Consider the following 26,010-nt stretch of genomic DNA (forward strand, 5'->3'; position numbering starts at 1 on the left):
CGCTTGTCTCTCATATAAATTCACTCCCCCCGCCCGCCAGTTGCGCCCACCGCGCAGAAAAATCAGCCCCCACCTTGCACCCGGCCCAGGCCCGCCGCACCCAGGGCAGGGGAGCCCCTCCCCGCCGCACGCCCGTAGCCCCCGCAAATCCCCAGCCTCAACTGCCGCCTTTGCTCCGGCGTCACCAGCGTCGAAACGCCGATCCCGATCAGTCGCAGGCAAACATGCCAGCCAACACAGCAAACATGCCACCAGGCAAATAGTGAGCATGATGAAGGCAAACCCATCCTACCCCACGGCTCCCACGCGAAGCTGCCGCAGCGTGTAGAAAGCCCCCTCACACTCCGCCATTCGCCGTGCCCCTTTCTTCCTCTTCGGGCCAAACTGCTCCCGCTGCGCCTCGAAGACACCTTCCACAAACTCCCGGCTGCCCAACACCACGCCGTCGGTGAAATAACGCACCCGCAGCCGCACCAGTTCCGCCGGGCTCAGCCTGCCTTTCTCAGCCAGCACCGCTCGTGCCGACTCCACGCTCACGCCGCGCTGCACCACCTTCTCGTTCTGCGCGTCCTTCACCTCCCGTCCCTCCGCATGCAGCAGGCAGCGATACGCCTCCGCCGCTCCCGCGCTTCTCCACCCGTCCACCGGCTTGCCTTGCGCCTTGCACAACCCACGCTGCGCCCTGCGGCTCCCTCCCAGCGCCTCCGCATAGCCGCACCAGCGATAGTCTGCAGATTGAAACCCAAAGTGCACCTGGGCTGGTTTTTGGAATTAGATGGGTTTGAGCAGGAAAGGCAAGAGGGAATGAGGTGATTGAAAGCCGAGTGTTTTGCGTGGTCGGAAGTTAAGTTGGTTTTGAGTTTTTCGGTGTTCGGTGATGCGGTTGCTGACAGGCTCTCCCTTGGGGCAGTACTCGCGAATAAGGCCGATGGTGTTTTCCACGGTGCCCTTTTCCCAGGCGTGGTAGGGATGGCAGAAAAAGGGCTCGCCACCTGTAGCTTGAGCTACCGACTTATAACTGGCAAACTCACAGCCGTTGTCATAGGTGATGGAAAGTGTCTGGAAGCGGCGCAAAGCATGGATGATGGCTTTGGAGACAGACGCAGCCTTTTTGTTGGAGACATGGCGTATGAGCGTATAACGCGATTTGCGCTCAACCAAAACCAGCAGTGAGCCGGCCTGTTTACGAGCACCCTCCATCAGGTCCGCCTCCCAGTGTCCGAAGGTGCTGCGGTCACTGAATGCCGTTGGCCTGGAATCGATGGAAGGACGATTGCGCACAGCGGCCCGGCGTGATGAAGAAGCGAAGTAGCGTTTGCCTTTGCGGCGCAGCAGCGTCCTGAGGCCAAGGGTGTGACCTTCGTAAGATCGTATGTGTCGGTAGATGGACTGGGCCGTAAAAGTGTGACCGAATTGATTCGAAAACAGAGAAGCGATCTGTTCCGGACTAAGTTTCAAGATCAGCTTGGCACGAATGAAACGCTTAACATCCAAGGTCAGTTTGGACCGCTTGTGGTTGGCCATTAAACGCCGGTGTTGTGTCATATCATTGGCGATAAAGCAGCAGTACCCAAATCCTGATCGGTTACGCCTGAACTCCCGGTAAATGGTTGTGCGGTGAACCCCCAGAATGGTGGCGATTTTTGTTTTAGAGACTCCCTGCTTGAGCAGTTGTCCAATTGCTCTTCGATGGAAGACGGTGAGATGATGGTAGCGTTTCATACGAGTGAGTAGTTATCAAACGCCCAGGGAGTGATGCACTTCGGCAGTTAATCCGCACGCTTCTTGCTCATCTTTGCCCCCATGAAGCTCGCCCAAACCTCTGATCCCCAGTCGCTCCCGCTTGAGGAGCAGCTTGTCGGTGTGAATGCGAAAACGGGGATCTATCCCGGCGCGCGTTCCTGGTCTGGTGGCAGACTGCGGGTGCTTGGCAAGGGGCCGCTGGAGTCCTACTGCTACCATGTGATGTCCCGCACCACTGGTGGTGAAGTGTTCTTTGATGACGTTGAGAAAGAAGCTCTGCGGCGGGTGATCTGGCGCATGGCGGAGTTCTCCGGCATCAAGGTTCTGACCTATTGTGTGATGGGGAACCATTTCCACCTGCTGGCGGAGGTGCCGCACCGGCAGACGTGGTTGCAACGCTTTGAGGGACCACAGGGCGAAGCGAGGTTGTTTGAGCATCTGAGCACGCTCTACAGCAAAGCCTATCTGGGACTGCTGCGTGATGAACTGGCGGACTTTCGCGCACGTGGCATGGCGGTGCTGGCGGAGCAAAGGCTGACGGCGCTGAAGAAGCGTTTTTGTGATCTGTCGCTGTTTGTGAAGGAGGTGAAGGAGCGCTTCAGCCGCTGGTTCAACAAGCGGCGTGGCCGACGGGGGACGCTGTGGATGGATCGCTTCAAGAGCGTGCTGGTGGAAGGCCAGGGCGAGCCGCTGCGCACGATGGCGGCGTACATCGATCTGAATCCGGTGCGCGCGGGGCTGGTGAAGGACCCGAAGGACTGCGGATTAACTGCCGAAGTGCATCACTCCCTGGGCGTTTGATAACTACTCACTCGTATGAAACGCTACCATCATCTCACCGTCTTCCATCGAAGAGCAATTGGACAACTGCTCAAGCAGGGAGTCTCTAAAACAAAAATCGCCACCATTCTGGGGGTTCACCGCACAACCATTTACCGGGAGTTCAGGCGTAACCGATCAGGATTTGGGTACTGCTGCTTTATCGCCAATGATATGACACAACACCGGCGCTTAATGGCCAACCACAAGCGGTCCAAACTGACCTTGGATGTTAAGCGTTTCATTCGTGCCAAGCTGATCTTGAAACTTAGTCCGGAACAGATCGCTTCTCTGTTTTCGAATCAATTCGGTCACACTTTTACGGCCCAGTCCATCTACCGACACATACGATCTTACGAAGGTCACACCCTTGGCCTCAGGACGCTGCTGCGCCGCAAAGGCAAACGCTACTTCGCTTCTTCATCACGCCGGGCCGCTGTGCGCAATCGTCCTTCCATCGATTCCAGGCCAACGGCATTCAGTGACCGCAGCACCTTCGGACACTGGGAGGCGGACCTGATGGAGGGTGCTCGTAAACAGGCCGGCTCACTGCTGGTTTTGGTTGAGCGCAAATCGCGTTATACGCTCATACGCCATGTCTCCAACAAAAAGGCTGCGTCTGTCTCCAAAGCCATCATCCATGCTTTGCGCCGCTTCCAGACACTTTCCATCACCTATGACAACGGCTGTGAGTTTGCCAGTTATAAGTCGGTAGCTCAAGCTACAGGTGGCGAGCCCTTTTTCTGCCATCCCTACCACGCCTGGGAAAAGGGCACCGTGGAAAACACCATCGGCCTTATTCGCGAGTACTGCCCCAAGGGAGAGCCTGTCAGCAACCGCATCACCGAACACCGAAAAACTCAAAACCAACTTAACTTCCGACCACGCAAAACACTCGGCTTTCAATCACCTCATTCCCTCTTGCCTTTCCTGCTCAAACCCATCTAATTCCAAAAACCAGCCCAGGTGCACTTTGGGTTTCAATCTGCAGCGGGCGTCGTCAATCAACTAAATGCCTGGCATATTTTCCTCTGGCGATGAGTTTCAGCTACATCGTCAGGACAGTCGCATCTCTACCTAAGTCGTGGCCCCTCAAAGTCTTCCATCACTGCGTTGAAGACTGCAAGGCGCCGGTGATCGGGGACAAGCGCTCAGAGGAGGGCAATGCGTTGAGGTGTTTTGTAAGAGGTAGGTTTTTCTTTGCTCCGTAAAAAACGTTGTCAGGGTCATGAACGATCCGCAGCCGCAAGTGTGAAAACGCTGGCTGCGGGGGCTTCATGGGTTTGCTTCAAAAAAGGAGGGTTCAAAAAACCGAGAAGCTGCGCTGATTTCAATTTTTTAAATAGGCTGGCACGTTCAGTTCTATTGGTTGGCGCGTGGTTCAAAACTATTGGTTGGCGCGTGGTTCAAAACTATTGGTTGGCGCGTGGTTCAGTTATTCTTTTAATCCCAAGCGTCTCCAAAAAACTGATTCTGATGCAATAAGCCCTGAAATAATAATCTCACTAGAACCATTTACTTTTGATAAATAAATACTTTGTTGGAGGGTTTTCAGAGATGAACGATCGTCCGAATTTTGGCTGATTTCATTTTCTTTAGAAAACCAATAAAATGCCTCTTCGGCAAAGTCTAAATTCAACATGAACAACGATTTTAGATGTTGAAATGAATTCATTTTATCCACCTTAATTTTGTCAATCAAATCAGAACGCACTTTTTGGAATTTTAGATTTTTTAACGCTTCAGGCATCAATGCGATTTCATTTTGGGTGTAAGTGGATTGCTGAATTTTCGCTTCTAAATTGTTGATTTTTTCACGATTAATCGCAGTGCTTCCGAGTTTGATTGCTACATTAGCCCAATAATACGCGGCTTCAGGGCGAAATACTTTCTGCTCATAGTACAAACAAAGCTCGACAGCATCGTTTGCATCCTGCGATGCAAGCATGTGGGAAATATGATGACTGCGGAATAATTGTTCCGCGCTATTTATTGTTAAGTCTTCCGCCTTGCAATTTGCCACAATCAAGATCATCAATGCTTTTATATACTTGTTCATAATTGTTTATTTTTTGGGCGTGTAGCCAAATCCTGCCATTCATGCCAGGCATTTAGTAAGCCCTATGAATGCAAACCTTTCGAGCTCAGAAAATTAAATCCACTTGTTTCCACCCAAGTGTGCCGCGTGTCCGGTCAGCCCATCACCCACACGCCCCGTCCGTCCCCCTCAAATCCCCAGCCTCAACTGTCGCTGCACCGGCGCCACCAGCGTCGAGACCCCGATGCCCAGCAGCCTCAGCGGGCCCGTTACCAGCCGGTGCCGCGCCAGCAGGTAGCACGCCATCCGGTAGATCTCGCGTTCCGTTGTTACTGGCTCCTCCAGCCGGAGTTGCCGCGTCAGCGTTGTGAAGTCGCTGTAGCGCACCTTCACCTGCACCGTCAGTAAAAAGATGCCAGGCATTTAGTAAGCCTTGTGAATGCAATGCAGATTGAAACCCAAAGTGCACCTGGGCTGGTTTTTGGAATTAGATGGGTTTGAGCAGGAAAGGCAAGAGGGAATGAGGTGATTGAAAGCCGAGTGTTTTGCGTGGTCGGAAGTTAAGTTGGTTTTGAGTTTTTCGGTGTTCGGTGATGCGGTTGCTGACAGGCTCTCCCTTGGGGCAGTACTCGCGAATAAGGCCGATGGTGTTTTCCACGGTGCCCTTTTCCCAGGCGTGGTAGGGATGGCAGAAAAAGGGCTCGCCACCTGTAGCTTGAGCTACCGACTTATAACTGGCAAACTCACAGCCGTTGTCATAGGTGATGGAAAGTGTCTGGAAGCGGCGCAAAGCATGGATGATGGCTTTGGAGACAGACGCAGCCTTTTTGTTGGAGACATGGCGTATGAGCGTATAACGCGATTTGCGCTCAACCAAAACCAGCAGTGAGCCGGCCTGTTTACGAGCACCCTCCATCAGGTCCGCCTCCCAGTGTCCGAAGGTGCTGCGGTCACTGAATGCCGTTGGCCTGCAATCGATGGAAGGACGATTGCGCACAGCGGCCCGGCGTGATGAAGAAGCGAAGTAGCGTTTGCCTTTGCGGCGCAGCAGCGTCCTGAGGCCAAGGGTGTGACCTTCGTAAGATCGTATGTGTCGGTAGATGGACTGGGCCGTAAAAGTGTGACCGAATTGATTCGAAAACAAAGAAGCGATCTGTTCCGGACTAAGTTTCAAGATCAGCTTGGCACGAATGAAACGCTTAACATCCAAGGTCAGTTTGGACCGCTTGTGGTTGGCCATTAAACGCCGGTGTTGTGTCATATCATTGGCGATAAAGCAGCAGTACCCAAATCCTGATCGGTTACGCCTGAACTCCCGGTAAATGGTTGTGCGGTGAACCCCCAGAATGGTGGCGATTTTTGTTTTAGAGACTCCCTGCTTGAGCAGTTGTCCAATTGCTCTTCGATGGAAGACGGTGAGATGATGGTAGCGTTTCATACGAGTGAGTAGTTATCAAACGCCCAGGGAGTGATGCACTTCGGCAGTTAATCCGCACAAACCTTTCGAGGTCAGAAAATTAAATCCACTTGTTTCCACCCAAGTGTGCCGCGTGTCCGGTCAGCCCATCACCCACACGCCTCGTCCGTCCCCCTCAAATCCCCAGCCTCAACTGCCGCTGCACCGGCGCCACCAGAGTCGAGACCCCGATGCCCAGCAGTCTCAGCGGGCCCGTTACCAGCCGGTGCCGCGCCAGCAGGTAGCACGCCATCCGGTAGATCTCGCGTTCCGTCGTCACCGGCTCCTCCAGCCGGAGTTGCCGCGTCAGCGTCGTGAAGTTGCTGTAGCGCACCTTCACCTGCACCGTCAACGCCCCCACACCGTGCCGACCCAGCGTCTGTGCCACATCCAGCGCCATCTCCTTCAGCGCCGCGCGCAGCACCGGCCGCGCGTCCGTGTCATTGAGAAACGTGTTTTCTGCGCTGATGCTCTTGCGCTCATCGCTCAGGTCCAGCTCGCGGTCATCATTCCCCATCGCCCGTGCCCGCAGCTTGGCCGCAAACGAGCCCGCCACCCCTTCCAGCGTCAGCGTCGTGTCCTGCAGGTCCCCGATCGTCCGCAGCCCCAGCGACTCCAGCCCCTGCGCCGTCACCGGCCCCACGCCATGGATCGCGCTCACCGGCAGCGGCCGCAGAAACGCGATCTTGTCCCGGTCCAGGATCACCGTCAGCCCGTCCGGCTTTTGGAAATCGCTCGCCAGCTTCGCCAGAAACTTGTTCACGCTGATCCCCACGCTCGCCGTCAGCCCGCACTCCTCGCGGATGCGCCGCTTGATCTCCAGCCCCAGCGGCCGCGCTGCCTCCAGCGCCTCATCCACCTCCAGCGCACCGTCCACCAGCGCGCTCACGTCCAGGTACGCCTCGTCCACGGACACCTGCTCGATCACCGGCGTCAGCTCGCTCAGGATGCCCATGATCCGCTTCGACTCCGCCCGGTACACCTCCATGCGTGGCCGCACAAAGATCCCCTGCGGGCACAGCCGCCCCGCCGTGCGCGAGGGCATGGCCGAGCGCACCTTGTACTTCCGCGCCTCATAGCTCGCTGCGCACACCACCCCCCGCCGGTCCGGCGGAGATCCCACGATCACCGGCTTCCCCCGGTACTCCGGGTTGTCCCGCTGCTCCACCGACGCAAAGAAGGCGTCCATGTCCATGTGCATGATGATGCGTGCCATTGAGTGAGGGGGGAAGGGGAGATGCTGCCTGCCAGATACAGCCTGACAAACAACGAACAACCAAGAACCAAGAACCAAGAACCAAGAACCAAGAACGAACAATCAACTCCCCGCGTGACACCACGCCCCATCAATGCTTCGCTCCATGTCACGGCTCTATGACCACCACCCAGGCATCGCACGCACTCGTTGTCACCCTGTCCATCCTGAGCCTCCTCATCGCACCGCCCGCACCCGCGCAGCAGCCGGAGTCCTTGCCCCAGTCCGCGACTGCGCCCGCCATCGGCGATGACACCCCGCTCGCCGAGGTCCAGGCTCTGGCCGAGAAAGGCGATGCCGCCGCCCAGTTTGCCATGGGTCAGCGCCTTCATGCAGGCAAAGGCGTTCCCAAAGACCCCGCTGCCGCCGTGCAGTGGTATCGCAAAGCCGGCAATCAGGGCCACGCCGAGGCCCAGGACGCCGCCGCCACCGCCTACTTCCTCGGCGATGGCGTCAAGCGCAACGGCACCGTCGCCGTCGGGTGGCTCCGCAAAGCCGCCGAGCAGGGCTTTGCCAGATCGCAGGCACGCTTTGGCATCGCCTATCAGGAGGGCCGCTACATGCCCAAAAATCCCGAGGAGGCCCTCAAGTGGATCCGCCGCTCCGTCGATCAGGGCTCGGCCATCGGCATGTACGGCCTCGGCGCAGCCTATGCCAGCGGCGAAGGCATCCCGCAGGACCTCGCGCTCGCCCTCCAGTGGTACCGCCGCGCCGCAGACATGCACGAGCCCCGCGCCCAGGTCGCCATGGGCCAGCTCTGCCACAGCGGCAAAGGCACCGACAAAGATCTCCCCGCCGCCGCCCGCTGGTATCAGGCCGCCGCAGATCAGGGCTTCGCCGCAGGCCAGAGCCTTCTTGGCCACTGCTACCTCAATGGCACCGGCGTGGCCAAAGACCCCGCCAAAGCCATCGTGTGGCTGCGCAAAGCCGCCGCGCAGAGCGACGTCTATGCGCAAAACCGCCTCGCCATCTGCTTCACGGACGGCATCGGCCTGCCCGCAGATGCTGCGGAGGGCGTGCGCTGGTTTCGCGCCGCCGCAGAGCAGGGCTACCCCTACTCCCAGTACCGCCTCGGCCTCAGCTACTGGAAAGGCGAGGGCAGCCCCGTCGATCCTGAAGAAGCCGTGCGCTGGCTGAACCGTGCCGCACAGCAGGGCCAGGCCTATGCCCAGTACATGATGGGCGCCGCCCTCTGGCGGGGCCACGGCATCGAGACCGACGAATCCGCCGCCATCGAATGGTTTGCCAAGGCCGCAGAGCAGCGCTACTCCAGCGCCCAGTACCACCTCGGCATGAGCTACCTGCTCGGCCAGGGCGTGACCAAAAACGTCTCCCGCGCCTACGAGTGGCTGCACAGCGCCGCAGATCTCCCCGGCTCCGATGGCCGTGGCCGCGAAAACGCGCAGTATCAGCTCGGCCTCGCCTGCCAGCAGGGCGCGGAGGGCACGAAAGACCCCGCCGCCGCCGCCGCTTATTTTCTCCGCGCCGCAGACCACGGCCACATCGCCGCCAGCTGCGCCCTCGGCCTCTGCTACCTGCACGGAGAGGGCCTGGAAAAAGACCCCGTCACCGCCGCCTTCTGGCTGCGCTTTGCCGCCGAGTATGGCAGTGCCACCGCTCTCCACGCCCTGGCACGGCTCTACGAGGAGGGCACCGGTCTGCACAAAGACCCCGTCGCTGCTGCGCGCTGGTCACGCCAGGCCGCCGTGCTCGCCGCCTCAGACCCCACCTGCCCGCAGAGCCCCCACCACACCACAGACCCGCTCGCCGTCGAAAAGCGGCTCCGCACCGCCGCAGACAAGGGCGATGCCCACGCCCAGTACCTCATCGCCCAGCACTACGCCTTCGAAGACGTCGAGTTCTACCAGTGGAATCTCAAGGCCGCGCAGCAGGGCCACCCGCAGGCCCAGTACCGCGTCGGCAAATGCTGCCTGCAGGCCCGGGGCACCGCCGCAGACACCCGCTCCGGCCTCCAATGGCTGCAACGGGCCGCAGAGCAAAACCTCGCCATCGCCCAGTACGATCTCGGCACCCTCCTCAGAGACGGCCGCAGCGTGCCCCAAGACCTCGCCCAGGCCGCGCGCTGGACCCGCAGGGCCGCAGATCAGGACTACGCCCCTGCCCAGCACGACATGGCCAGGCACTTCAGCAAGGACGGGGCCGAGTCCATCCGCTGGCTGCGCCTCGCCGCAGAGCGCGGCTACCTCAGCTCCCAGTACGAGCTCGGAAATGCCTGCCATGAAGGCCGCGACATCCCCGCCAGTCCCACCGATGCCATCCAGTGGTATCTCAAAGCAGCCGCTCAGGGGCATGTGTACGCGCAGTACTGCCTCGGCAGAGACTACGCCAGCGGAAAGGGCGTGCCCAGAGACCTCGTGCAGTCCGCCGCATGGTATCGCAAAGCCGCAGACCAGGGCTACCCCGCCGCCCAGTACAATCTGGGCGTCTGCTACCATGAGGGCATGGGCGTGACCGCAGACGACGCCACCGCCCGCCAGTGGCTCCTCAAGGCCGCCGCCCAGGACTACACCACCGCGCTCGAGGCCCTCGGCCGCGTCTATGCCAATGGCGATGGCGTGCCCAAAGACCTCCGCGAAAGTGCCCGCTGGACCCGCCGGGCCGCAGACAAGGGCCTCGCCAGCGCCCAGTACACCTACGGCCTGCACTGCCAGAGCGGAGACGGCGTCCCCAAAGACCCCGCGCAGGCCCACCAGTGGTTTCTCAAAGCCGCCGCCCAGGGCCATGCCGCAGCCCAGTTTGAAGTCGGCGAAGCCCTCTACGCCGGCACCACCATCCCCGAAGATCCCCCCCAGGCCGTGCAGTGGCTGCGCAAAGCCGCAGACCAGGGCCAGCCCCTCGCCCAGGCACGCCTCGGCGACTGCTGCATGGACGGCTTTGGCATCGCCAAAGATCCCGCCGCCGCCGTGGCCTGGTACCGCAAAGCTGCAGACCAGCAGGATGCCTACGCCCAGTTTGCCCTCGGAGACGCCTGCCGCGACGGCACCGGCACCGCCAAAGACCCCGTCGCCGCCCTCCACTGGTACCTCCTCTCCGCCGCGCAGAAGCAGCCCGACGCTATCACCGCCGTCGCCGCCCTCAAAAAGACCCTCTCCCCCGCACAGATCACCGCCGCCGAAAAGCTCGTCGAAGAGTTCCAGAAAGCCCGCACACTCTGAGCCAGCCCCCGGCCTCAGAGCATGGTAGTGTCGTGACATAAAATACCACTAACGATTAGAATAACACTTTCCCAACACCCCACCACCAAGAACCGAGAACCGAGAACCGAGAACCGAGAATCAAGAACCGAGAACCGAGAACCGAGAACCGAGAACCGAGAACCGAGAACCGAGAACCGAGAACCGAGAACCGAGAACCAAGAACCAAGAACCAAGAACCAAGAACCGAGAACCGAGAACCGAGAACCAAGCCCCCCTCACAGCTCCACAGCCTCGCTCGTTCCCGCCGCGCCCTGGCCCTTCGCCTCGCTCAGCGGCATGTTCCGCTCATCTGGCAGCAGCTTCCGCCGGTCAGCCAGGGTGGCAAAGAGAAAGTACAGCCCCGGGATCACCAGCAGCCCCACCAGCGTCCCCAGCAGCATCCCGCCCGCCGCAGACGCACCGATCGTCTTGTTCGCGATCGCGCCCGCACCCGATGCGCGGAGCAGGGGAACCATCCCCGCGATGAACGCAAACGACGTCATCAAAATCGGCCGGAAGCGCACCCGCGCGCCCTCGATCGCCGCATCCAAAATCGGCAGCCCCTGCTGGTGCTTCTGCGTCGCAAATTCCACGATCAAAATCGCGTTCTTCCCCAGCAGCCCCACCAGCATGATCAGCCCCACCTGCGCAAAGATGTCATTGTCCAGCCCAAACGTGTGCAGCATCACAAACGACCCCATCACCCCGATCGGCAGGGAAAGAATCACCGCCAGCGGCAGCAGAAAGCTCTCATACTGCCCCACCAGCACCAGGTACACAAACATCAGCACCACGATGAAGATGTAGATGGCCTCGTTCCCGCGCGCCACCTCGTCAAACGCCAGCCCCGCCCACCCGATGTCATACCCGCGCGGCAGCGTCTTCTCCGCCACCTCCTCGATCGCCTTGATCGCGTCCCCGCTGCTGTACCCCGCCGCTGGCGCACCCTGGATGGACGGGGCAGGGTAGGCGTTGTACCGCGTGATCTCATTGAGCCCCTGCTTCTGCTTCAGCACCACAAACTCCGAGAACGGCACCATCTCCCCCTTGTCATTGCCCACATACAGGTCCTGCAGGTCCTTCGGCATCTCACGGTACTTCGGGTCCGCCTGCACATACAGCTTCCAGAACCGCCCAAACTTGATGAAGCCCTGCTCATACGTGCTCGCCACCAGGATCGCCAGGCTCTCCATCGCCGTCTTGATGGACACCCCCTTCTGCATCGCCATCTGGTTGTCGATCTCGATGTCCAGCTGCGGGTAGTTCGCGCTGAAAAACGTGAACAGCCCGTGCAGCTCCTTGCGCTTCTTCAGCGCCTCCATGAATTCGTCGTTCACCACCTGCAGCCGGTCGTAGTCACCGCTGCTCGTCTTGTCCAGCAGCCGCAGGGAAAAGCCCCCCGCCGCCCCGTAGCCCGGCACCGCCGGCGGCTCGTAAAACTCCAGCTTCACCCCCGAGATCACATGGCACCGCTTCTCCAGCGCCGCGATAATCTGCCGCGAGTTCATCTTCCGCTCGCTCCAGTTTTTCAGATTGATCAGGCACGTCCCCGCGTTCGACCCGCGCCCCTCCGTCAGCACCTCATACCCCGCCAGCGACGACACCGACTGCACCCCCGGGATCTGCTTCGCGATCTTCTCCAGCTCCAGCGACTTCGCAAACGTCCGCTCCAGCGTGCTCCCCGGCGGCGTCTGCAAAATGGCGTAGATCATCCCCTGGTCCTCAGCCGGGATGAATCCCGGAGACAGTGACTGGTTCACCACATAGATGGCCCCGCCCGCCAGCACCAGAATGCCCAGCGTCATGCCCTGGCGGTGCACGATCTTCTTCAGCAGTCCCACATACACCCGCGTCAGCTTTTCAAAGGCGCTGTTAAAGTGCTCCAGCACCCACTCCACCGGCCCCCTCCTCCGGTGCTTGTGCTGGTGCTGCACCTCCGGCCTCCGCAAAATCATCGCGCACAGCACCGGCGTCAGCGTCAGCGCCATGATCCCGGAGAGGATGATCGCAGACGCCATCGTGATGGAAAATTCCCGGTAAAACACCCCCACCGGCCCGGACATGAACGTCACCGGCACAAACACCGCCGTCATCACCAGCGTGATCGCGATCACCGCCCCCGCGATCTCCACCATCACCTTCTGCACCGCCTCATACGGCGTGTGCTTCGTCCCGTGCATCTTCGCATGCACCGCCTCCACCACCACGATCGGGTCGTCCACCACGATCCCGATCGCCAGCACCAGCGCAAACAGCGTGATCAGGTTGATGCTCACCCCGCACATCTGCATCAGGAAAAACGCCCCGATCAGCGACACCGGCACCGCCAGCGTCGGGATCAGCGTGCTCCGCAAATCCCCCAGAAACACAAACACCACCAGCGACACCAGGATGAAGGCCTCCAGCAGCGTGTGCAGCACCTTCTCGATCGACGCATCCAGAAACTTCGACACATCATAGCTGATCTCGTAGTCCATCCCCGCCGGGAAGCTCTTGCGTTTCATCAGTTCCAGACGGTCCTTCAGCTGCCCGATCACCTCATGCGCGTTGCTGTTGTAGCTCTGCTTGATCACGATCGCCGCCGAAGGGTGCCCGTCCAAATCCGAATACAGGTCATAAAACTCGCTCCCCAGCTCCACCCGCGCCACATCCTTCAGCCTCAGGATCTCCCCGTTTTCCGTCGCTCGCAGGATCACCTTCTCATACTGCTCCTGCGTGTTGTAGCGCCCCTTGTACGTCAGCACATACTCCAGCGCCTGGGAGCGCTGCGCATCCGCCCGCCCCAGCCTCCCCGGCGTCCCGATCACGCTCTGCTCCTCCAGCGCCTTCATCACAGCGTCCGTGGACACATTGTACGCCCGCATCCGGTCCGGCTTCAGCCAGATACGCATCGCATAGTTTCGTGTGCCCAGGATGCGCACCTGCCCCACCCCCCGGATGCGCGCCAGCTCCGGCTGCAGCTGCACAAACGCGTAGTTGAAAAGAAACTGCATGTCCGCGTTCTTGTCCGTGCTGTACAGGTTCACGTACATCAGCATGTTCGGGCTCACGTTGTTCACGATGATCCCCTCCCGCTGCACCAGCGGCGGCAGCTGGTTCCTCACCTGGTTCACCCGGTTCAGCACGTTCACCGTCGCATCATTCGGGTCCGTCCCCAGGTGAAACACCACCTGGATCGTGGCCTCGCCCGCGCTCGTCGCGTCAGACATCATGTACTTCATGTCCTGCACCCCGTTGATCGCCTGGTCCAGCAGCACCAGCACGCTCTCCTCCAGCACCTTCGCACTCGCCCCGGGGTAGGTGATGTTCACCATCACCACCACCGGCGCCACGTTGGGAAACTGTGAGATGGGCAGCCTCACGATCGAGAGCCCGCCCAAAAACACAATGATCAACGAGATTACAATGGCCAGGGCAGGCCGCTGTAAGATCTTCGAAAACATGGAGGTTGGAATTTACTGCGCCTGGAGCTTCAGGTGGGCATACGCCTCCTTCGGCTCTTCGTATCGGTAGTCCTCGGCCTTCTCGCCATCATGCACCTGGCGCTGGCCTTCAAAAATGATCCGGTCCTCTTCAGCCAGTCCGGAGCTCACCACGTACAGATCCTCCAGCTCTTCGGCCACCTCGATCTTCGCCTGCTTGATCACATCATCCTTGCTCACGCTGTAGATGTAGTGGTCGCCCCCCAGCTCAAAGGTGGACTTCTGCGGCACCAGCAGCGCATTCTTCACCGTCCGCTGCATGCGGATGTTGCCCGTCTCCCCGTGCCTCAGCAGCCCCTTGGGATTCGGGAAATCCGCACGGAAGGGGATCGTCCCCGTCTTGTTGTTAAACTCGCCCTCGATCACGTTCACACGTCCCTTCTGGTCAAACAGCTTGCCGTTCGCCATCACCAGGCTCACCTGCTTGCTCTCCTCCGACTGCTTGTGCGAGGCATACTCCAGGTAGTCCGCCTCAGGCACGTTGAAGTAGATCCACATCTCGCTGTTGTCAGACAGCGTCGTCAGCAGATCCCCCACCTCCACCAGGCTCCCGTTCCGCAGCCGCAGCCGGTCCATCAGCCCGGAAAACGGCGCCTTGATCGTCGTAAAGCCCAGGTGCGTCTGCGAAAGGTTCACCTCCGCCAGCTTCTGGTCCAGCTTGGCCTTCGCCATCGTCAGCTCCTTGTCAGACACCACGTTCGAGGCCAGCAGGCGCTTCGTGTTCTCATACTCCACCCGCGCCACCTGCGCCTCCGCCTCCGCACGCTTCACCACCGCGTTGTACACCCGCGGCAGGATGGAAAACATCAGGTCACCCTCCTTCAGAAACTGGCCCTCCTTCACATTCACCACCTCCAGGTAGCCGCGCTCCAGTGCACGGATCTCAATGTTCCGGCATGAGCGGATCTGGCACACATAATCACGCGTGATCACCGTGTCCCGGCGGATCGGCTTCGTCAGCACCAGCTGGGATTCTTCCTCCTCCGCCTCCTCTGCGTGGTGCCCATCCTTGGCGTGCTCATCTTTGTGGTCGCAGCTGCTCAGCGTCAGCGCCAGCAGTCCCGCGCACATCAGAGCCGCCCACCTCCCAGGTCGCAGCCCCCTGGCCTTGCAGCTCTCAGTGGAGTGAAACGGACTGAACACGGTGGAGTGGTCTCTATAACTCATAAGGGGTGGCATGATTCTATGCCCCGACGCACCAATGTAAAGCAAAGGAGGCCCTATCCCCTGCGGACCCCACAAGCCATATACCCCCTCAGCCCCACCCCTCACAGGCTGCTCAAAGCATTCATAGGCGTATCACTTATCCATGGAATGGCAAACCGCCACATGCACCCAGCGCCCTGTCTCCATCAACCGCGAGCGGGCATGCCCGCACGAGCAACCCACCAGCCGCAAAACCATCCTCATGGGAGGAGATGTGGCCGTGTCCATCTGACAGCCTGTTCCACGAAAGAAGGTTCTTTATGCTAGTCGGGTTGACCAATGGGGGTGGCGAATTCAAGGTGTCGCATGAAGTTTTTTACTGGTTTGCTCGCAGGCATTGCACTCGCCCTTTCTCCTGCCAGAGCACAGGTGGTGGAGGTGCTGGCCCCTGCCTGGGCCTACCAGCTCAGTCCAGGCATGCGGCTGGCAGAGCTCCGCACACAGGCCGGCAGAGTTTACACTCGTGTGAAAATCGAGGCCCTCGACACTCAGCGCATCCAGTTCACCCATTCCCAGGGCCGTAGCATTGAATTCCTCGTCAGCATCATAGACCCCACCAACCCCGCTGCGGCTGGCGTCGGCAGGCGGGCGCCCGCTGGACCGCTCGCGGCCATGATGACAAATCGCGAGCGGCAGGTGACAGGCGTCGACAAGCTCAATGAGAGTGAGCAGCTGGTGTTAAAAGATTATGTCGAACGCCCCTCGGCCATTATTCCAAGATGGATCAACAGCGCGAATAATCTGTCTGCCTCTGAAGTGCAGTCGCTTTCGGCTTGGCTGAACCAGGTGCGTCAAGCGCGTCACCCCGAGGTGAAGCCCAAAGTCGCAGCTCCTGCATTTCAGGGGCCCGTGCATGTCCCCTTGGACAACTGGATTTCCGGCAGGACTTTCACAGGCTTCAAGCAAGGCCGTATCTTCAAACTGGGAAACGGTCAGCCCTGGGAGCAGGTGGACAACAAGGCCGCCGCTTTTTATCCCCTCGCCAATGGAGGAGTGCTCAAGGTGCACATTCGCGCCCACGGGGCGATCTATATCATGAGCGTCGAAGGAGCCGGAGATATTGTGGTCAAACCTGCTTGGTAGCCTCAGGCCGCGATGGAGAAGACGCTGGGGTAATCAAATGCCCGGCATGAATGGCACTCAGTTAAGGCGGGCCGTCGTTCATTTTGCAGGTCTGGCTGGCAGTGTTTTGGCTCCGCATTCGCAGCCTCCCATAATATGGACTGCGGTCGCGAAGGGAGGAACGACCGCAGCTACCGCTTTGGCCGTGCTCGGTGACTCCGCCTACCAGCACACACCCGAAAGCGGCAGCCGGTGACACCCTCGCCAGCCCCAGCCCCACGCCCGCCGTGCCCCCCTAGAAAGCGGTAGCTCCGATGCAGGCCTGCGCCGTGCATCTGCGCGACCGCATTGATTCGCTACGCTCACCCTTCGGGCAGCCTGCGGCTGTCTACCTCCGCTGCGCTTCGGTTCCAAAAGCACGGCTTGCTGAAGTGGCCAGCCTTCCCCATCCCACAAATCCATGACCTTAACTGAGTGCCATTCATGCCTTAGACAAAGCCTCACCCCACATTCCACGCTCCTCGCAGATGCAGTGTCAGGACACGGGCGCAGCCTCACCGCATGGCCTGCCACCATCAGCAGTCCTGTTAAGTAAGCCTTGCATTCCTCCGCCTTTTCAGGTGAATACGATGCATGTCCCGCCTCAGTCGTTCCATCGTGAGCACACTCCGCCTCTTCCTCGCTGCGGCGCTGCTTCACATCCCTGTGCACGCCCAGCAGCAGGAGGCCGATGTCAGCACCCTCTCCGCAGATGATCAGGCCATCGTCAAAGGGCTGCGCTTCAGAGCCGCAGACGCCGCTCCGCAGGACACCCGCACCGCCACCTTCATCAAAGCCAGGCTGCCCGTCGTCAACACCGGGCCCCAGGCCAGCGTGGCCGGAAAGCTCAGCGCCGAAGTCCGCATGCTCTTCCGCACCCATGACAAGGCCTGGTACGTCCTCAGATGCCGCCAGGACTTCGTCATCGCCCGCAAAGGCGCCGAGGAGGTTTACATCAGCTTTTCTGAGACCAACAAACAGATCGAAGGCATCACCGGAGACAAGGCCTCCCACGTCGAGGACTCCGTCACCATCGTCCGCTACGCAGGCGTCAAGATCTTCGAGAGCGAGCCCTCCAAGGCCAGCCGCTTTCCAGACAGCTGGTGGCTGAAAACAGGCCGCCTCAGTGACAAGGACACCGCCCCTGCAGCCGCCCTCCCCGCCAAGGTCGCGGACACCTCCACCGGAGAGCTCAAAATCCTCCGCTCGGCCACAGAGCGCGCCCTCCGCGCCCAGATCTGGAAAACCTACGAGCAGAGCGTCGCCGCGCTCAATGACAGGTACCTCGCCGCCATCGACAAAGCTCTCAAAACCGCCCAGTCCCAGGGCCAGCTCGACGAAGCGCTCGCCCTCCGCAGTGAGAAGGACACCGTCGTGAAGACCGGCCGTCCCTCCCGACAGACCGTGCCCGCCCAGGCTCCCTCGCTCGCCTCCCTGCGCTCCACCTACGAGAGCGCCCTCATGAGCCTCCAGGCCGCCCGCGCCAAAGCCTCCCTCCCGGTCATGGAGGACTATAATCAGAAGGCCGAGCAGATCATCACACGCCTCATCAAGGACGGAAAACTCGACGAGGCCAAATCCGCCCGCGACTCCAAGGACATCCCCATCATCACCGAAGACTGAAGACCCGCAGCACCCTCCCGGGGCTGAACATGGCGCTCACTTCACACGCCTGATCTCTTTCAAAAATGATGCCAGCCGTGAATGGCACTCACGCATAGCCGCAGCCCCGCGCAGGGCAGGGTAGATCAAACCAGATAAGACCAGATCAAAGCAGATTGGATAAGATAAGGCGGCACTGCCACCAGGCTACACCCCCGCCATCTCCTCGGCTTCCTCTTCAGCATCCTCCGTCTCCTCATAGCTCACTGGCGCAGGCAGTCCCGGCGCGCGGTTGCTGATGTCGCTCACATCCATGCTCGGGTCTCCCCCCTTGGGCTTGCGGCCCGTCAGGCGGCAGAAGTCATGATAACTCAGCACCTCAAACGTGCGGTCCAGATGCTCCACCACCACCGTCATGCTCTCCACCCAGTCTCCCGAGTTCAGGTAGTGCACGTCCTCGATCATCTTGTCCGCTGGCGTGTGGATGTGCCCGCAGATGATCCCGCTGCAGCCCTTCCAGCGCGCCAGCTTCTGCAACTGCTCCTCGTAGCGGCCCACAAAGCTCACCACATTCTTCACCTTCATCTTCACCCACCGGCTCAGGGAAAAGGCCTCCTGGTTGCGCCAGCGCAGCCACGCATTGTACAGCCGGTTCACGCGCAGCAGCAGCTCATAGCCCACCGCACCCACCTTTGCCAGCCACACGTGGTTCGTCGTCACATGGTCAAAGCCATCCCCGTGCACCACCAGGTAGCGCCCGTGCGGCGACTCATGGATGTGCTCGTCCACCAGCGAAAGGCCCGCCAGCTTGAACGGCAGAAACTTCTCCAGGATGTCATCATGGTTCCCGCGCAGGTAGATCACCTCCGTGTTCTCCTTCTCCATCTTTTTGAGCACCGTGCGCACAAAGTGCGTGTGCTCCTGCGTCCAGCGCCCCGAGCTCTTCAGCGCCCACACATCGATGATGTCGCCGTTGAGCACCAGCTTCTCGCACTTGCAGTGCCGGATCAGATGCGCCGCCTGCACGGCCTTGGAGTCCGCCATGCCCAGGTGCACGTCGGACATGAACAGCGTCTTGATGCGAAGTTTCGTTTTCATCTTGTGGAGTCGGGATGTGTCAGCCGTGCCAGCCACGGCACCCGGACAGCGGGCACCTGTGAATAGTCACGGCCTTGTCACCAGACATCGTGCCGCCGCGCCCCGCGTGAAAGACCGCAACTCAAACGTTTTCGTCACGGGTGCGCCACCCCGTGCGCCTCACAGCCGCGGCATCTGTGCCACCTGCAGCTTGCGGTCCAGCTCATGCATGCGCAGCGTCTCCACCTGCGGCAGGTCCTCCGTCTGCCTGCGGCTCTCACACGCACGCCACACAAACCACAGGCACGTGAAGAACAGCGTCACAGCCATGATCGGCCCGCCATGATGGCGGATGAAGCGCGTCTGCCGGCGCCATTGCAGGAAGCAGTGAAGTTCATCATGTCTCGGCTTGAACATGTCTTCATCATTGAGAGCCCTCAGCCGCTCCTCAAACACGAACGCGTCACAATTATGTGACCACCACGTGATGTGACCGCCTGCGCCCAGCCCCAGGGGCTCATCGCGCACACCTCTGGCGTCGCCATCGCATCCGTCCCACCACCACAGGCCTCGTGTCATGTAGTGTCAGAAGCTACCCATGAATAAGTGGCACGCCTTCGTTGAAAAGCCGCCCTCTTTATCCCCCGCCAGCACACCCCGCTTTCCTTCACCTCCCTCCGCAACAAATCCGTCACCCTTCACCACCGCCACACTCTGCGACGAGATCGTAACATCCTTGTCTTTGGCAGCACTCCATTCCTGCCGTCACAGTCTCGTCACCCGAACATGAGCAGAATCCTGGTAGTCGATGATGAGAAGGATATTGTCGAACTCGTGAGCCTCCACCTCCAGCGCGAAGGCCACGAAGTCGTCTCCGTAGGCAACGGCCTCGCCGTCCTCCCCATGGCCGTCAAGACCGCGCCAGACCTCATCGTCCTCGACATCATGCTCCCCGGCATCGACGGCGTCCAGGTCCACCGCCGCCTCCGTGCAGACACCCGCACGCGCCACATCCCCGTCATCATGCTCACCGCACGGGCGCAGACGAATGACCGCATCGCCGGGCTCGAAAGCGGCGCAGACGACTACCTCACCAAGCCCTTCAGCCCCCGCGAGCTCATGCTCCGCATCGGCGCCGTCCTCCGCCGTTCGCAAAAGGTCGTCATGCTCGCAGAGCAGCGCATCGGCGAGTTCCTCCTCGACCGCAAAAACATGTCCCTCTCCATCAGCGGAAAGCTCGTCGAGCTCACCATCACCGAGCTCAAGCTCATCACCACCCTCATGGCCAATCCGGACGTCATCCACTCCCGCAGCGAGCTCCTCAGCGCTGTGTGGGGCTACGCAGACGACACCCACTCCCGCACCCTCGACACCCACATCAAGCGCCTCCGCGACAAGCTCGGAGACCACGGCCGCCACATCGGCACCCACCGCCGCCAGGGCTACATGTTTCAGAGCATAGTGCAGGAGCTGGCAGACGCATGACCCTCCAGGCAAAGCCCGCGCCCCTCGCCGCCGCACCCGCACCCGCACCCGCGCCCGCGCCGCCTCCCGCAGCCCCCATGTGCATGCAGGACGACTGCCGCCTCTTCGGTGCCCTCCTCAATGAAGCCCCCCAGGGCATCCTCGTCCTCGACGAGGCCGGCCTCATCCTCTTTGCCAATCTCGCCATCAGCGTCATGCTCCTCCCCCATCCCCTGGAGGAGGGCCGCCCCCTCGGCACCGCACCCGCCCTCGAGGCCGTCAGCCGCATCATCTCAGACGCACGCGCACGCCGCACCCGCGTCGAGGGCGAGCTCCGCCTCCCGCTCCCCCACAGCTACGCCGCCGAGTGGAGCCACGAGCGCCACTACCACCTCATCGCCTCCCCCTGGAGTGAGGGCCCCCGCACCGGAGTGTGGGTCATGGCCGAAGACCGCACCGAGCACGACACCATCGCCCAGACACGCCAGGACTTCGTCACCAGCGCCGGTCACGAGCTCCGCACCCCGCTCTCCCTCATCCACGGCTACATCGAGACGCTGAAAAGCGGCATGATCAAAAACACCGCCTCCCTCGGCCGCTGTCTCGATGTCATGGAAAAGCACTCCCGTCGCATGATGCGCATCATCGACGACATGCTCACCCTCGCCCGGCTCGAAGGGCTCGAAGAGCCTCTCAAGACCGAGACCTTCCTCCTCCGTGGCTGCGTGCACGACGCCATCGAGCACCTCACCCCCCTCATCGAAGTCCGCCAGCCCCACATCACCCTCGACTTCCCCCCGGACGGCGGCCTCCTCAGCGGCGACCGCTTCTACTGGGACCAGATTTTTTCCAATCTCATCGAAAACGCCCTCAAGGAGAATCCCCGCACCGGCCTCCGCATCGCCATCGCCGGTCGCTGGACCCAGCACGAGTGCCTCATCACCGTCACAGACGACGGCGTCGGCATCCGTCCCGAAGACCTGCCCTACGCCTTCAGGCGTTTCTACCGCACCAGCCAGGACTCCAAAGGCACCGGCCTCGGCCTCTCCATCGTCAAGCGCGCCGTCGAGCTCCACGGCGGCACCATCGACCTCGAAAGCCACCCCGGCCACGCCACCACCTTCACCATCCGCGTGCCACTCCCCGGCTAAAATCGTCCTCGTTCTCCCGCTCCGCAAACACCCACCCCCGCGAGAAACCAGCCCGCCTCAGGAATCAAAATCAAACCAGGCCATTCACCACTGCATGTTGGTGGAATGACAACGCTCATTTGACGAAATTCGAAGCCAGGACTGCGCCGCTGCCCTGATCAATTCGGTACAGGCCGCCGTCGAAATTAAAGGCCCAAACCTCCTGATTCCGCAGCTCCACATTGGTGAAAGTGGAAAGTGATGGTGTCGCGACGTAGTCTCCGACCTGCCAGAGTACCATCCCAGTTTCATCGACCTTGAAAAGGTTTCGACGCCGATCTTCCTCAGTGTCGAGGCATTCATAGGAGATGAGAGCCAGCAGAAACTCGTCCGACAATCGGACCACCGTTGATGCCTGCTGAAGATCGATTTGTTTCATGGCCGCGGTCTGTTTATGACAGCTGTTGCTGAAAGGCTCCATGGGTTGATCCGCCTGCTTTTAAACCGGATCTCCTCACGATCTCCAGCAGCCGCTCATGGATGCCCTGCCAGCGCTGCCCCAGGTCCACGCTCGCGATCATCAGCCGGTGCCCCATGAAGTCATACTCGTGCAGAAAGTCCGCCTCCACCGTCGGGTACAGCAGCACCCCATGCATCGTCCCGCCCTTCGCCCGCAGCGGGTGGTGGTGCAGGTAGGCCGCCATCTGGTACAGGTTTTCAGACTTCAGCCGCATCTGGTCAAAGCGCTCCGTAAAGCTGTTCTCGTAAAACTTGCAGTCCAGCACCACGCAGCGCTCGTCACCCCACTCGATCGTCACATCCGTCACCATCCCCGGCAGCAGCGCCTGCGCCTCCTCCGTGTCGCCCCTTGCATCCCAGCTCAGGCGCCGCGCACCCACCGCAGCCCCGGGCAGGTGTCTGCTCAGGAAGTTTCGCACAAACGTCTCAAACACCCGCGGCATCCCCTTGTCCGCCCAGGGGTCTGCAAAATGGTAGGCCCTCCCGCTCGCATCCGGCTGCGCCAGCTCATACAGCATCTCGCACACCGAAAGCGCCATGCGGTAGGCACGGTGGTGCCGCGTCACCTTCGCCCTTTGAAAGCACCCCCGCCTCAGATGCGCCGCAGGCACGTCCCTCAGCACTCCCGCCGCCTCCTTCAGCCGCATCCTGATCTCCCGCGAGATCGACTCCGAGGCCAGCAGCCGGTCCAGCGTCGCACGCAGGATGCCGTTCACCAGGTTGTCCGTGCCCAGCTCGTCAAAGTCACACACCAGCCGCGCCTCCAGGTGCGTCAGCCGCCGCACACTCGTCATGAAGTCGATCTTCCCCCGCAGCCGCGAGGTCTCCTCCACACGGCCCTGGTAGTCACGGTACAGCCCGCGCCTCCCCAGCGCCTCCACGCCCCCCGCCAGCAGCAGCGCCAGCATCTCCGGCGCAGAGCGCGTATCATCCATCGCCACCTCCGCCGGCGCGCTCTCGCTCAGCAGGTCCCACGCATAGGACAGCAGGTAGTAGAGGTTTTGCACCGGTATGCGTGACATCGCGCAGAGAGGGGAGGGAAGGTGGTTCAGGTTCACGCCAGCAGCGCCGCAGCCGCCAGCTCCGCATGGCTCGCATCCTCAGGCCAGTACTCCAGCAGCAGCGGCTCCACCTCCCCGCGCACCACATCTCCCAGCCACGCCTGCCACTCCTCCGGTCGCACCGCATGCCCCGGCGTGAAAAAGCTGTGGCCCAGGCAGCACCCCGGCCCCAGCTGTCTGTCCGCCGCGATCTCCTCGTTCAGGCTCTTCACACGGCTGACCAGCCTCGTCACAAAGGCCGCAGGCGCTCCGCGCACCTCCGTCATCCAGCGTTGATACGCCTCCCCAAACTGCGGGCGCAGGCTCACAAACGCAAAACGCCTCCGCATCGCAAAGTCCACCAGCGCCAGCGACTTGTCCGCCGTGTTCATTGTTCCGATCACATGCACATTCGCCGGCACGGAAAACTCCTCCGCCTCCTCCGCCTCACCGTTGGAGTACGCCAGCCCCACCGAAAACTCCGGCCCCCGCTTGTCATGCTCCAGCAGCATCATCAGCTCGCCGAAGATCTTCGAAAGGTTGCCCCGGTTGATCTCATCAATGATGAAAAAGTAATCGTTCCCCGCGTCCGCCTCCGCCGTTTTGCAAAACTCATAAAAGTGCCCGAAGTGCAGCCTGAAGCCCCCGTCCGCGCATGGCCGGAAGCCCTGGATGAAGTCCTCGTAGCTGTAGCTTTGGTGAAACTGCACCATCTTCACCCTCTCCGCTGCGCGCTCACCCATCATCAGGAATGCCAGCCGTTTCGCCACAAAGGTCTTCCCCACACCCGGCGGCCCCTGCAGCACCACATTCTTGCGCCGCTTCAGCTGCGCCAGGATCTGGTCCATCTCCGCCCCTGGCATGAAAAGATCCCTCAGCGCCTCCTCCCGCGTGTACGGCGCTGCCTTCGCCGCCACTTGCGGCCCCGGGTCTGCCGCATCGATCTGGTACAGCCGCCGGATCGTCTGATAGTGCGCATGATGGCGTGGGATCGGCGAGAGCGTCTTCATCGCCAGAGCGGGCGGTGGCAGCGCACGCACCTCGTGAGACACCCACTTGACCGAGCGGCGGTGCGGGTAGTCCGCATCTGCCTCGTAGCGATAGGCTGACTCCACGATCCCCCAGCCCACCAGACGGCTGCGCCCCTGCTTCACAAACACCCGGTCCCCCGGCTGAATCTCGCGCGCAAACTGGTGGATCGTGCTCACATCATTCTGGCCTCCGCCATCCTCCGTCTCCAGCAGCGCCTCCAGGATCGCCTGCTTCGACTTCATCACGCTCACATCCCCGATCTGCCATCCCAGCGCCATGTAGCCCTCCTTGCGCCACTCATCCCAAAACTGCGCCTGCCTCCCTGCCGCGATCACCCACATGCGCCCCTTCGGCGTCGCGTGCTGCTCCACCGCAGCCTCCTTCACCACAGACACTGCGGCAGGCTCCTCTTCCTGGTCGTCGTCATCATCATTCCCGCCATCTTGTCCCAGCTCATGGTAGGCCATGTCCCACACCACGCTCTGGATGTCCGTCGGGTCCTGCGGCTTCCACGCTTCCATGAAAGGGCCAAAGCCCAGCACAAAGTCCCGCAGCGGCGGGTAGTGCTCCATTGAAAGCCGCTTCTTGCCCGCCAGCGGCACATCCAGCTTCCACGCAAAGGCCCGCATCTTCGAGATCCCCACCGGGAAGTAGTCCTGCGGGCGGAAAAGCCACAGGATTTTCAGCACATCCCAGTCCGCCTTGGTCCCCGCCGCCTCGGTCGCATCCAGCAGCGGGCGCAGTGTTTCAGGCCCCGTGTAGGGCACAGCCACCGTCTCCAGCAGCCCCCGCAGCACCGTGCAGGCCTGCTCATCCGTCCTGCCAAATTGGATCGACCAGAAATGAAACGCCGTGATCAGGTTTTCAAACTTCACCCTCACCAGCGCCTTGATCACCTCCTGGCCTTTTCCCTCCGCCACCATCTCCGGGATGCGCTGCCGCAGCCCGCTCTCCTCAAACCGCTGCAAAATGCCCCGCTTGTAGTTCAGCTCATTTTCCGCAAACCGGCCCGGCTGTGAGAAATCAATGAAATCAGGGTAACGCAGCAGGAAGCGCTCGCGCAGCTCCTGCCATTGGGCGGCAGAGACAGAGGTCATGAAAGGTGGTTAGGAAATAGGTCGGTAAACCGCTAGTATGGCCACCTATCATAGGCCTGCACCTCAAATGTCATGCCACGAGCCTCCGAATCCACCACTCCGCCAGCCCTCCGGCGGAGAGGGATCGTCCCGATCCCTCACGCTCTCGCCACACCCAGCGCTCCCCGCATTCCACATCACCCCCCACAGCCCCCGCGCCAGGTCTGGCTCCCCCCATCCGTTACGCCATGCCGCAGACTTTGCGGAGTGTGGTGGGACCAAGAGGGTCCCACTCCGCCAGAGCCTCCGCCCTCCGGCGGAGAGGGATCGTCCCGATCCCTCACGCCCCCGCCACACCCAGCGCTCCCCGCATTCCACATCACCCCCCATAGCCCCCCATAGCCCCCCATAGCCCCCCATAGCCCCCCATAGCCCCCCATAGCCCCCGCGCCAGGTCTGGCTCCCCCCCATCCGTTACGCCATGCCGCAGACTTTGCGGAGTGTGTTGGGACCAAGAGGGTCCCACTCCGCCAGAGCTCCGCACACGCCAGCCCTCCGGCGGAGAGGGATCGTCCCGATCCCTCACGCTCTCGCACCGTCCAGCGCACCCGCGCATGCATCCACCACTCCGCCACTCCGCCACTCCACCCCTCCGCAGTCCACTGAGCACTGAGTGCCACACATTCTCCGCATCTCATCCTCTCCCCAAAACTCCGCAGTCAATCAATTCACGAGGCATGAAACGCTCATGCCATGAACCGTTCGCAGCCCTC

Annotated in this window: 21 protein-coding genes; 8 read left to right on the top strand and 13 right to left on the bottom strand. The window is 61.1% G+C overall.

All coding sequences use genetic code 11. The features are described from left to right. Positions 1-288: 288 nt before the first annotated feature. Complete coding sequence (locus tag ACZ5WW_RS01245) at positions 289-753, bottom strand: hypothetical protein (RefSeq protein ID WP_377170208.1); 465 nt, start codon at positions 751-753, stop codon at positions 289-291. A gap of 18 nt (positions 754-771) precedes the next feature. Beyond that, on the bottom strand, positions 772-1,722 hold the full coding sequence (locus ACZ5WW_RS01250; protein ID WP_464694180.1) for an IS30 family transposase: 951 nt from the start codon (positions 1,720-1,722) through the stop codon (positions 772-774). Between the two features lie 81 nt (positions 1,723-1,803). Here ACZ5WW_RS01250 and ACZ5WW_RS01255 point away from each other — a divergent pair, with 81 nt between their 5' ends. Further along, positions 1,804-2,544 (top strand): transposase, encoded by a 741-nt coding sequence (locus tag ACZ5WW_RS01255; RefSeq protein ID WP_377172275.1) that lies wholly within the window; start codon positions 1,804-1,806, stop codon positions 2,542-2,544. A gap of 15 nt (positions 2,545-2,559) precedes the next feature. Next, positions 2,560-3,510: an IS30 family transposase gene (locus ACZ5WW_RS01260; protein WP_464694180.1), complete on the top strand. Its 951-nt coding sequence runs from the start codon at positions 2,560-2,562 to the stop codon at positions 3,508-3,510. Positions 3,511-3,997: 487 nt separating this feature from the next. Here ACZ5WW_RS01260 and ACZ5WW_RS01265 read toward each other — a convergent pair whose 3' ends face one another. From ACZ5WW_RS01265 to dinB, 4 genes are all read right to left on the bottom strand, one after another. After that, positions 3,998-4,621, bottom strand: a complete 624-nt coding sequence (locus ACZ5WW_RS01265; RefSeq protein ID WP_377172266.1) for a hypothetical protein — start codon at positions 4,619-4,621, stop codon at positions 3,998-4,000. Between the two features lie 168 nt (positions 4,622-4,789). Further along, a complete protein-coding gene (locus ACZ5WW_RS01270; RefSeq protein WP_377172264.1) occupies positions 4,790-5,023 on the bottom strand; it encodes a DinB/UmuC family translesion DNA polymerase in 234 nt (77 codons plus the stop codon). Positions 5,024-5,087: 64 nt separating this feature from the next. Further along, the gene (locus ACZ5WW_RS01275) at positions 5,088-6,038 is read right to left on the bottom strand and encodes an IS30 family transposase (RefSeq protein ID WP_377172273.1); all 951 of its coding nucleotides are present in this window, start codon (positions 6,036-6,038) and stop codon (positions 5,088-5,090) included. 154 nt (positions 6,039-6,192) lie between these two features. Next, complete coding sequence (dinB, locus tag ACZ5WW_RS01280; protein WP_377169232.1) at positions 6,193-7,272, bottom strand: DNA polymerase IV; 1,080 nt, start codon at positions 7,270-7,272, stop codon at positions 6,193-6,195. Between the two features lie 158 nt (positions 7,273-7,430). Between dinB and ACZ5WW_RS01285 the strand changes: the two genes are divergently transcribed. Beyond that, positions 7,431-10,487 (top strand): SEL1-like repeat protein, encoded by a 3,057-nt coding sequence (locus ACZ5WW_RS01285; RefSeq protein ID WP_377169234.1) that lies wholly within the window; start codon positions 7,431-7,433, stop codon positions 10,485-10,487. 257 nt (positions 10,488-10,744) lie between these two features. Here the strand turns inward: ACZ5WW_RS01285 and ACZ5WW_RS01290 are convergent, their stop codons facing one another. Next, positions 10,745-13,951, bottom strand: a complete 3,207-nt coding sequence (locus tag ACZ5WW_RS01290) for an efflux RND transporter permease subunit (protein ID WP_377169236.1) — start codon at positions 13,949-13,951, stop codon at positions 10,745-10,747. Positions 13,952-13,963: 12 nt separating this feature from the next. Next, on the bottom strand, positions 13,964-15,157 hold the full coding sequence (locus ACZ5WW_RS01295) for an efflux RND transporter periplasmic adaptor subunit (protein WP_377169238.1): 1,194 nt from the start codon (positions 15,155-15,157) through the stop codon (positions 13,964-13,966). A gap of 142 nt (positions 15,158-15,299) precedes the next feature. On the opposite strand from ACZ5WW_RS01295, the gene ACZ5WW_RS01300 reads away from it, so the two are divergent. The 3 genes from ACZ5WW_RS01300 (at position 15,300) to ACZ5WW_RS01310 (ending at position 17,920) form a co-directional block, all read left to right on the top strand. Then, positions 15,300-15,428: a hypothetical protein gene (locus tag ACZ5WW_RS01300; RefSeq protein WP_377169240.1), complete on the top strand. Its 129-nt coding sequence runs from the start codon at positions 15,300-15,302 to the stop codon at positions 15,426-15,428. Positions 15,429-15,502: 74 nt separating this feature from the next. Further along, the gene (locus ACZ5WW_RS01305; protein WP_377169243.1) at positions 15,503-16,279 is read left to right on the top strand and encodes a hypothetical protein; all 777 of its coding nucleotides are present in this window, start codon (positions 15,503-15,505) and stop codon (positions 16,277-16,279) included. A gap of 612 nt (positions 16,280-16,891) precedes the next feature. Then, positions 16,892-17,920: a hypothetical protein gene (locus tag ACZ5WW_RS01310; protein WP_377169245.1), complete on the top strand. Its 1,029-nt coding sequence runs from the start codon at positions 16,892-16,894 to the stop codon at positions 17,918-17,920. A 186-nt stretch (positions 17,921-18,106) separates the two neighbouring features. Here the strand turns inward: ACZ5WW_RS01310 and ACZ5WW_RS01315 are convergent, their stop codons facing one another. Together ACZ5WW_RS01315 and ACZ5WW_RS01320 are read right to left on the bottom strand one after the other, a co-directional pair. Then, positions 18,107-18,997: a UDP-2,3-diacylglucosamine diphosphatase gene (locus ACZ5WW_RS01315; protein WP_377169247.1), complete on the bottom strand. Its 891-nt coding sequence runs from the start codon at positions 18,995-18,997 to the stop codon at positions 18,107-18,109. 159 nt (positions 18,998-19,156) lie between these two features. Beyond that, the gene (locus tag ACZ5WW_RS01320; RefSeq protein WP_377169249.1) at positions 19,157-19,555 is read right to left on the bottom strand and encodes a hypothetical protein; all 399 of its coding nucleotides are present in this window, start codon (positions 19,553-19,555) and stop codon (positions 19,157-19,159) included. Between the two features lie 207 nt (positions 19,556-19,762). Between ACZ5WW_RS01320 and ACZ5WW_RS01325 the strand changes: the two genes are divergently transcribed. Further along, positions 19,763-20,461 (top strand): response regulator transcription factor, encoded by a 699-nt coding sequence (locus ACZ5WW_RS01325; RefSeq protein ID WP_377169251.1) that lies wholly within the window; start codon positions 19,763-19,765, stop codon positions 20,459-20,461. Next, positions 20,458-21,591 carry a sensor histidine kinase gene (locus ACZ5WW_RS01330; RefSeq protein WP_377169253.1) on the top strand — a complete coding sequence of 378 codons (1,134 nt, stop codon included), beginning with the start codon at positions 20,458-20,460 and terminating at the stop codon, positions 21,589-21,591. Before ACZ5WW_RS01325 ends, ACZ5WW_RS01330 begins: the two co-directional genes overlap by 4 nt. A 115-nt stretch (positions 21,592-21,706) precedes the next feature. Here the strand turns inward: ACZ5WW_RS01330 and ACZ5WW_RS01335 are convergent, their stop codons facing one another. The 3 genes from ACZ5WW_RS01335 to ACZ5WW_RS01345 are packed head-to-tail and all read right to left on the bottom strand — an operon-like array spanning position 21,707 to position 25,258. Next, positions 21,707-22,009, bottom strand: coding sequence for a DUF7957 family protein (locus tag ACZ5WW_RS01335; protein WP_377169255.1), 303 nt, complete (start codon positions 22,007-22,009; stop codon positions 21,707-21,709). Between the two features lie 13 nt (positions 22,010-22,022). Next, positions 22,023-23,111 carry a 5-methylcytosine restriction system specificity protein McrC gene (locus ACZ5WW_RS01340; RefSeq protein ID WP_377169257.1) on the bottom strand — a complete coding sequence of 363 codons (1,089 nt, stop codon included), beginning with the start codon at positions 23,109-23,111 and terminating at the stop codon, positions 22,023-22,025. Positions 23,112-23,143: 32 nt separating this feature from the next. Next, on the bottom strand, positions 23,144-25,258 hold the full coding sequence (locus ACZ5WW_RS01345) for an AAA family ATPase (RefSeq protein ID WP_377169260.1): 2,115 nt from the start codon (positions 25,256-25,258) through the stop codon (positions 23,144-23,146). Positions 25,259-26,010 lie beyond the last annotated feature (752 nt).

Source organism: Prosthecobacter fluviatilis (genome assembly GCF_055388355.1).

What these genes read in the sequence shown, in the direction of transcription:
- ACZ5WW_RS01310 (WP_377169245.1), top strand. Translation starts at nt 16,892, where the DNA reads ATGTCCCGCCTCAGTCGTTCCATCGTGAGCACACTCCGCCTCTTCCTC.
- ACZ5WW_RS01265 (WP_377172266.1), bottom strand. Translation starts at nt 4,621, where the DNA reads ATGAACAAGTATATAAAAGCATTGATGATCTTGATTGTGGCAAATTGC.
- ACZ5WW_RS01275 (WP_377172273.1), bottom strand. Translation starts at nt 6,038, where the DNA reads ATGAAACGCTACCATCATCTCACCGTCTTCCATCGAAGAGCAATTGGA.
- ACZ5WW_RS01255 (WP_377172275.1), top strand. Translation starts at nt 1,804, where the DNA reads ATGAAGCTCGCCCAAACCTCTGATCCCCAGTCGCTCCCGCTTGAGGAG.
- ACZ5WW_RS01330 (WP_377169253.1), top strand. Translation starts at nt 20,458, where the DNA reads ATGACCCTCCAGGCAAAGCCCGCGCCCCTCGCCGCCGCACCCGCACCC.
- ACZ5WW_RS01300 (WP_377169240.1), top strand. Translation starts at nt 15,300, where the DNA reads ATGGAATGGCAAACCGCCACATGCACCCAGCGCCCTGTCTCCATCAAC.
- ACZ5WW_RS01325 (WP_377169251.1), top strand. Translation starts at nt 19,763, where the DNA reads ATGAGCAGAATCCTGGTAGTCGATGATGAGAAGGATATTGTCGAACTC.
- ACZ5WW_RS01315 (WP_377169247.1), bottom strand. Translation starts at nt 18,997, where the DNA reads ATGAAAACGAAACTTCGCATCAAGACGCTGTTCATGTCCGACGTGCAC.
- ACZ5WW_RS01290 (WP_377169236.1), bottom strand. Translation starts at nt 13,951, where the DNA reads ATGTTTTCGAAGATCTTACAGCGGCCTGCCCTGGCCATTGTAATCTCG.
- ACZ5WW_RS01270 (WP_377172264.1), bottom strand. Translation starts at nt 5,023, where the DNA reads ATGCCTGGCATCTTTTTACTGACGGTGCAGGTGAAGGTGCGCTACAGC.
- ACZ5WW_RS01340 (WP_377169257.1), bottom strand. Translation starts at nt 23,111, where the DNA reads ATGTCACGCATACCGGTGCAAAACCTCTACTACCTGCTGTCCTATGCG.
- ACZ5WW_RS01335 (WP_377169255.1), bottom strand. Translation starts at nt 22,009, where the DNA reads ATGAAACAAATCGATCTTCAGCAGGCATCAACGGTGGTCCGATTGTCG.
- ACZ5WW_RS01320 (WP_377169249.1), bottom strand. Translation starts at nt 19,555, where the DNA reads ATGACACGAGGCCTGTGGTGGTGGGACGGATGCGATGGCGACGCCAGA.
- dinB (WP_377169232.1), bottom strand. Translation starts at nt 7,272, where the DNA reads ATGGCACGCATCATCATGCACATGGACATGGACGCCTTCTTTGCGTCG.
- ACZ5WW_RS01305 (WP_377169243.1), top strand. Translation starts at nt 15,503, where the DNA reads ATGAAGTTTTTTACTGGTTTGCTCGCAGGCATTGCACTCGCCCTTTCT.
- ACZ5WW_RS01295 (WP_377169238.1), bottom strand. Translation starts at nt 15,157, where the DNA reads ATGAGTTATAGAGACCACTCCACCGTGTTCAGTCCGTTTCACTCCACT.
- ACZ5WW_RS01345 (WP_377169260.1), bottom strand. Translation starts at nt 25,258, where the DNA reads ATGACCTCTGTCTCTGCCGCCCAATGGCAGGAGCTGCGCGAGCGCTTC.
- ACZ5WW_RS01285 (WP_377169234.1), top strand. Translation starts at nt 7,431, where the DNA reads ATGACCACCACCCAGGCATCGCACGCACTCGTTGTCACCCTGTCCATC.
- ACZ5WW_RS01250 (WP_464694180.1), bottom strand. Translation starts at nt 1,722, where the DNA reads ATGAAACGCTACCATCATCTCACCGTCTTCCATCGAAGAGCAATTGGA.
- ACZ5WW_RS01260 (WP_464694180.1), top strand. Translation starts at nt 2,560, where the DNA reads ATGAAACGCTACCATCATCTCACCGTCTTCCATCGAAGAGCAATTGGA.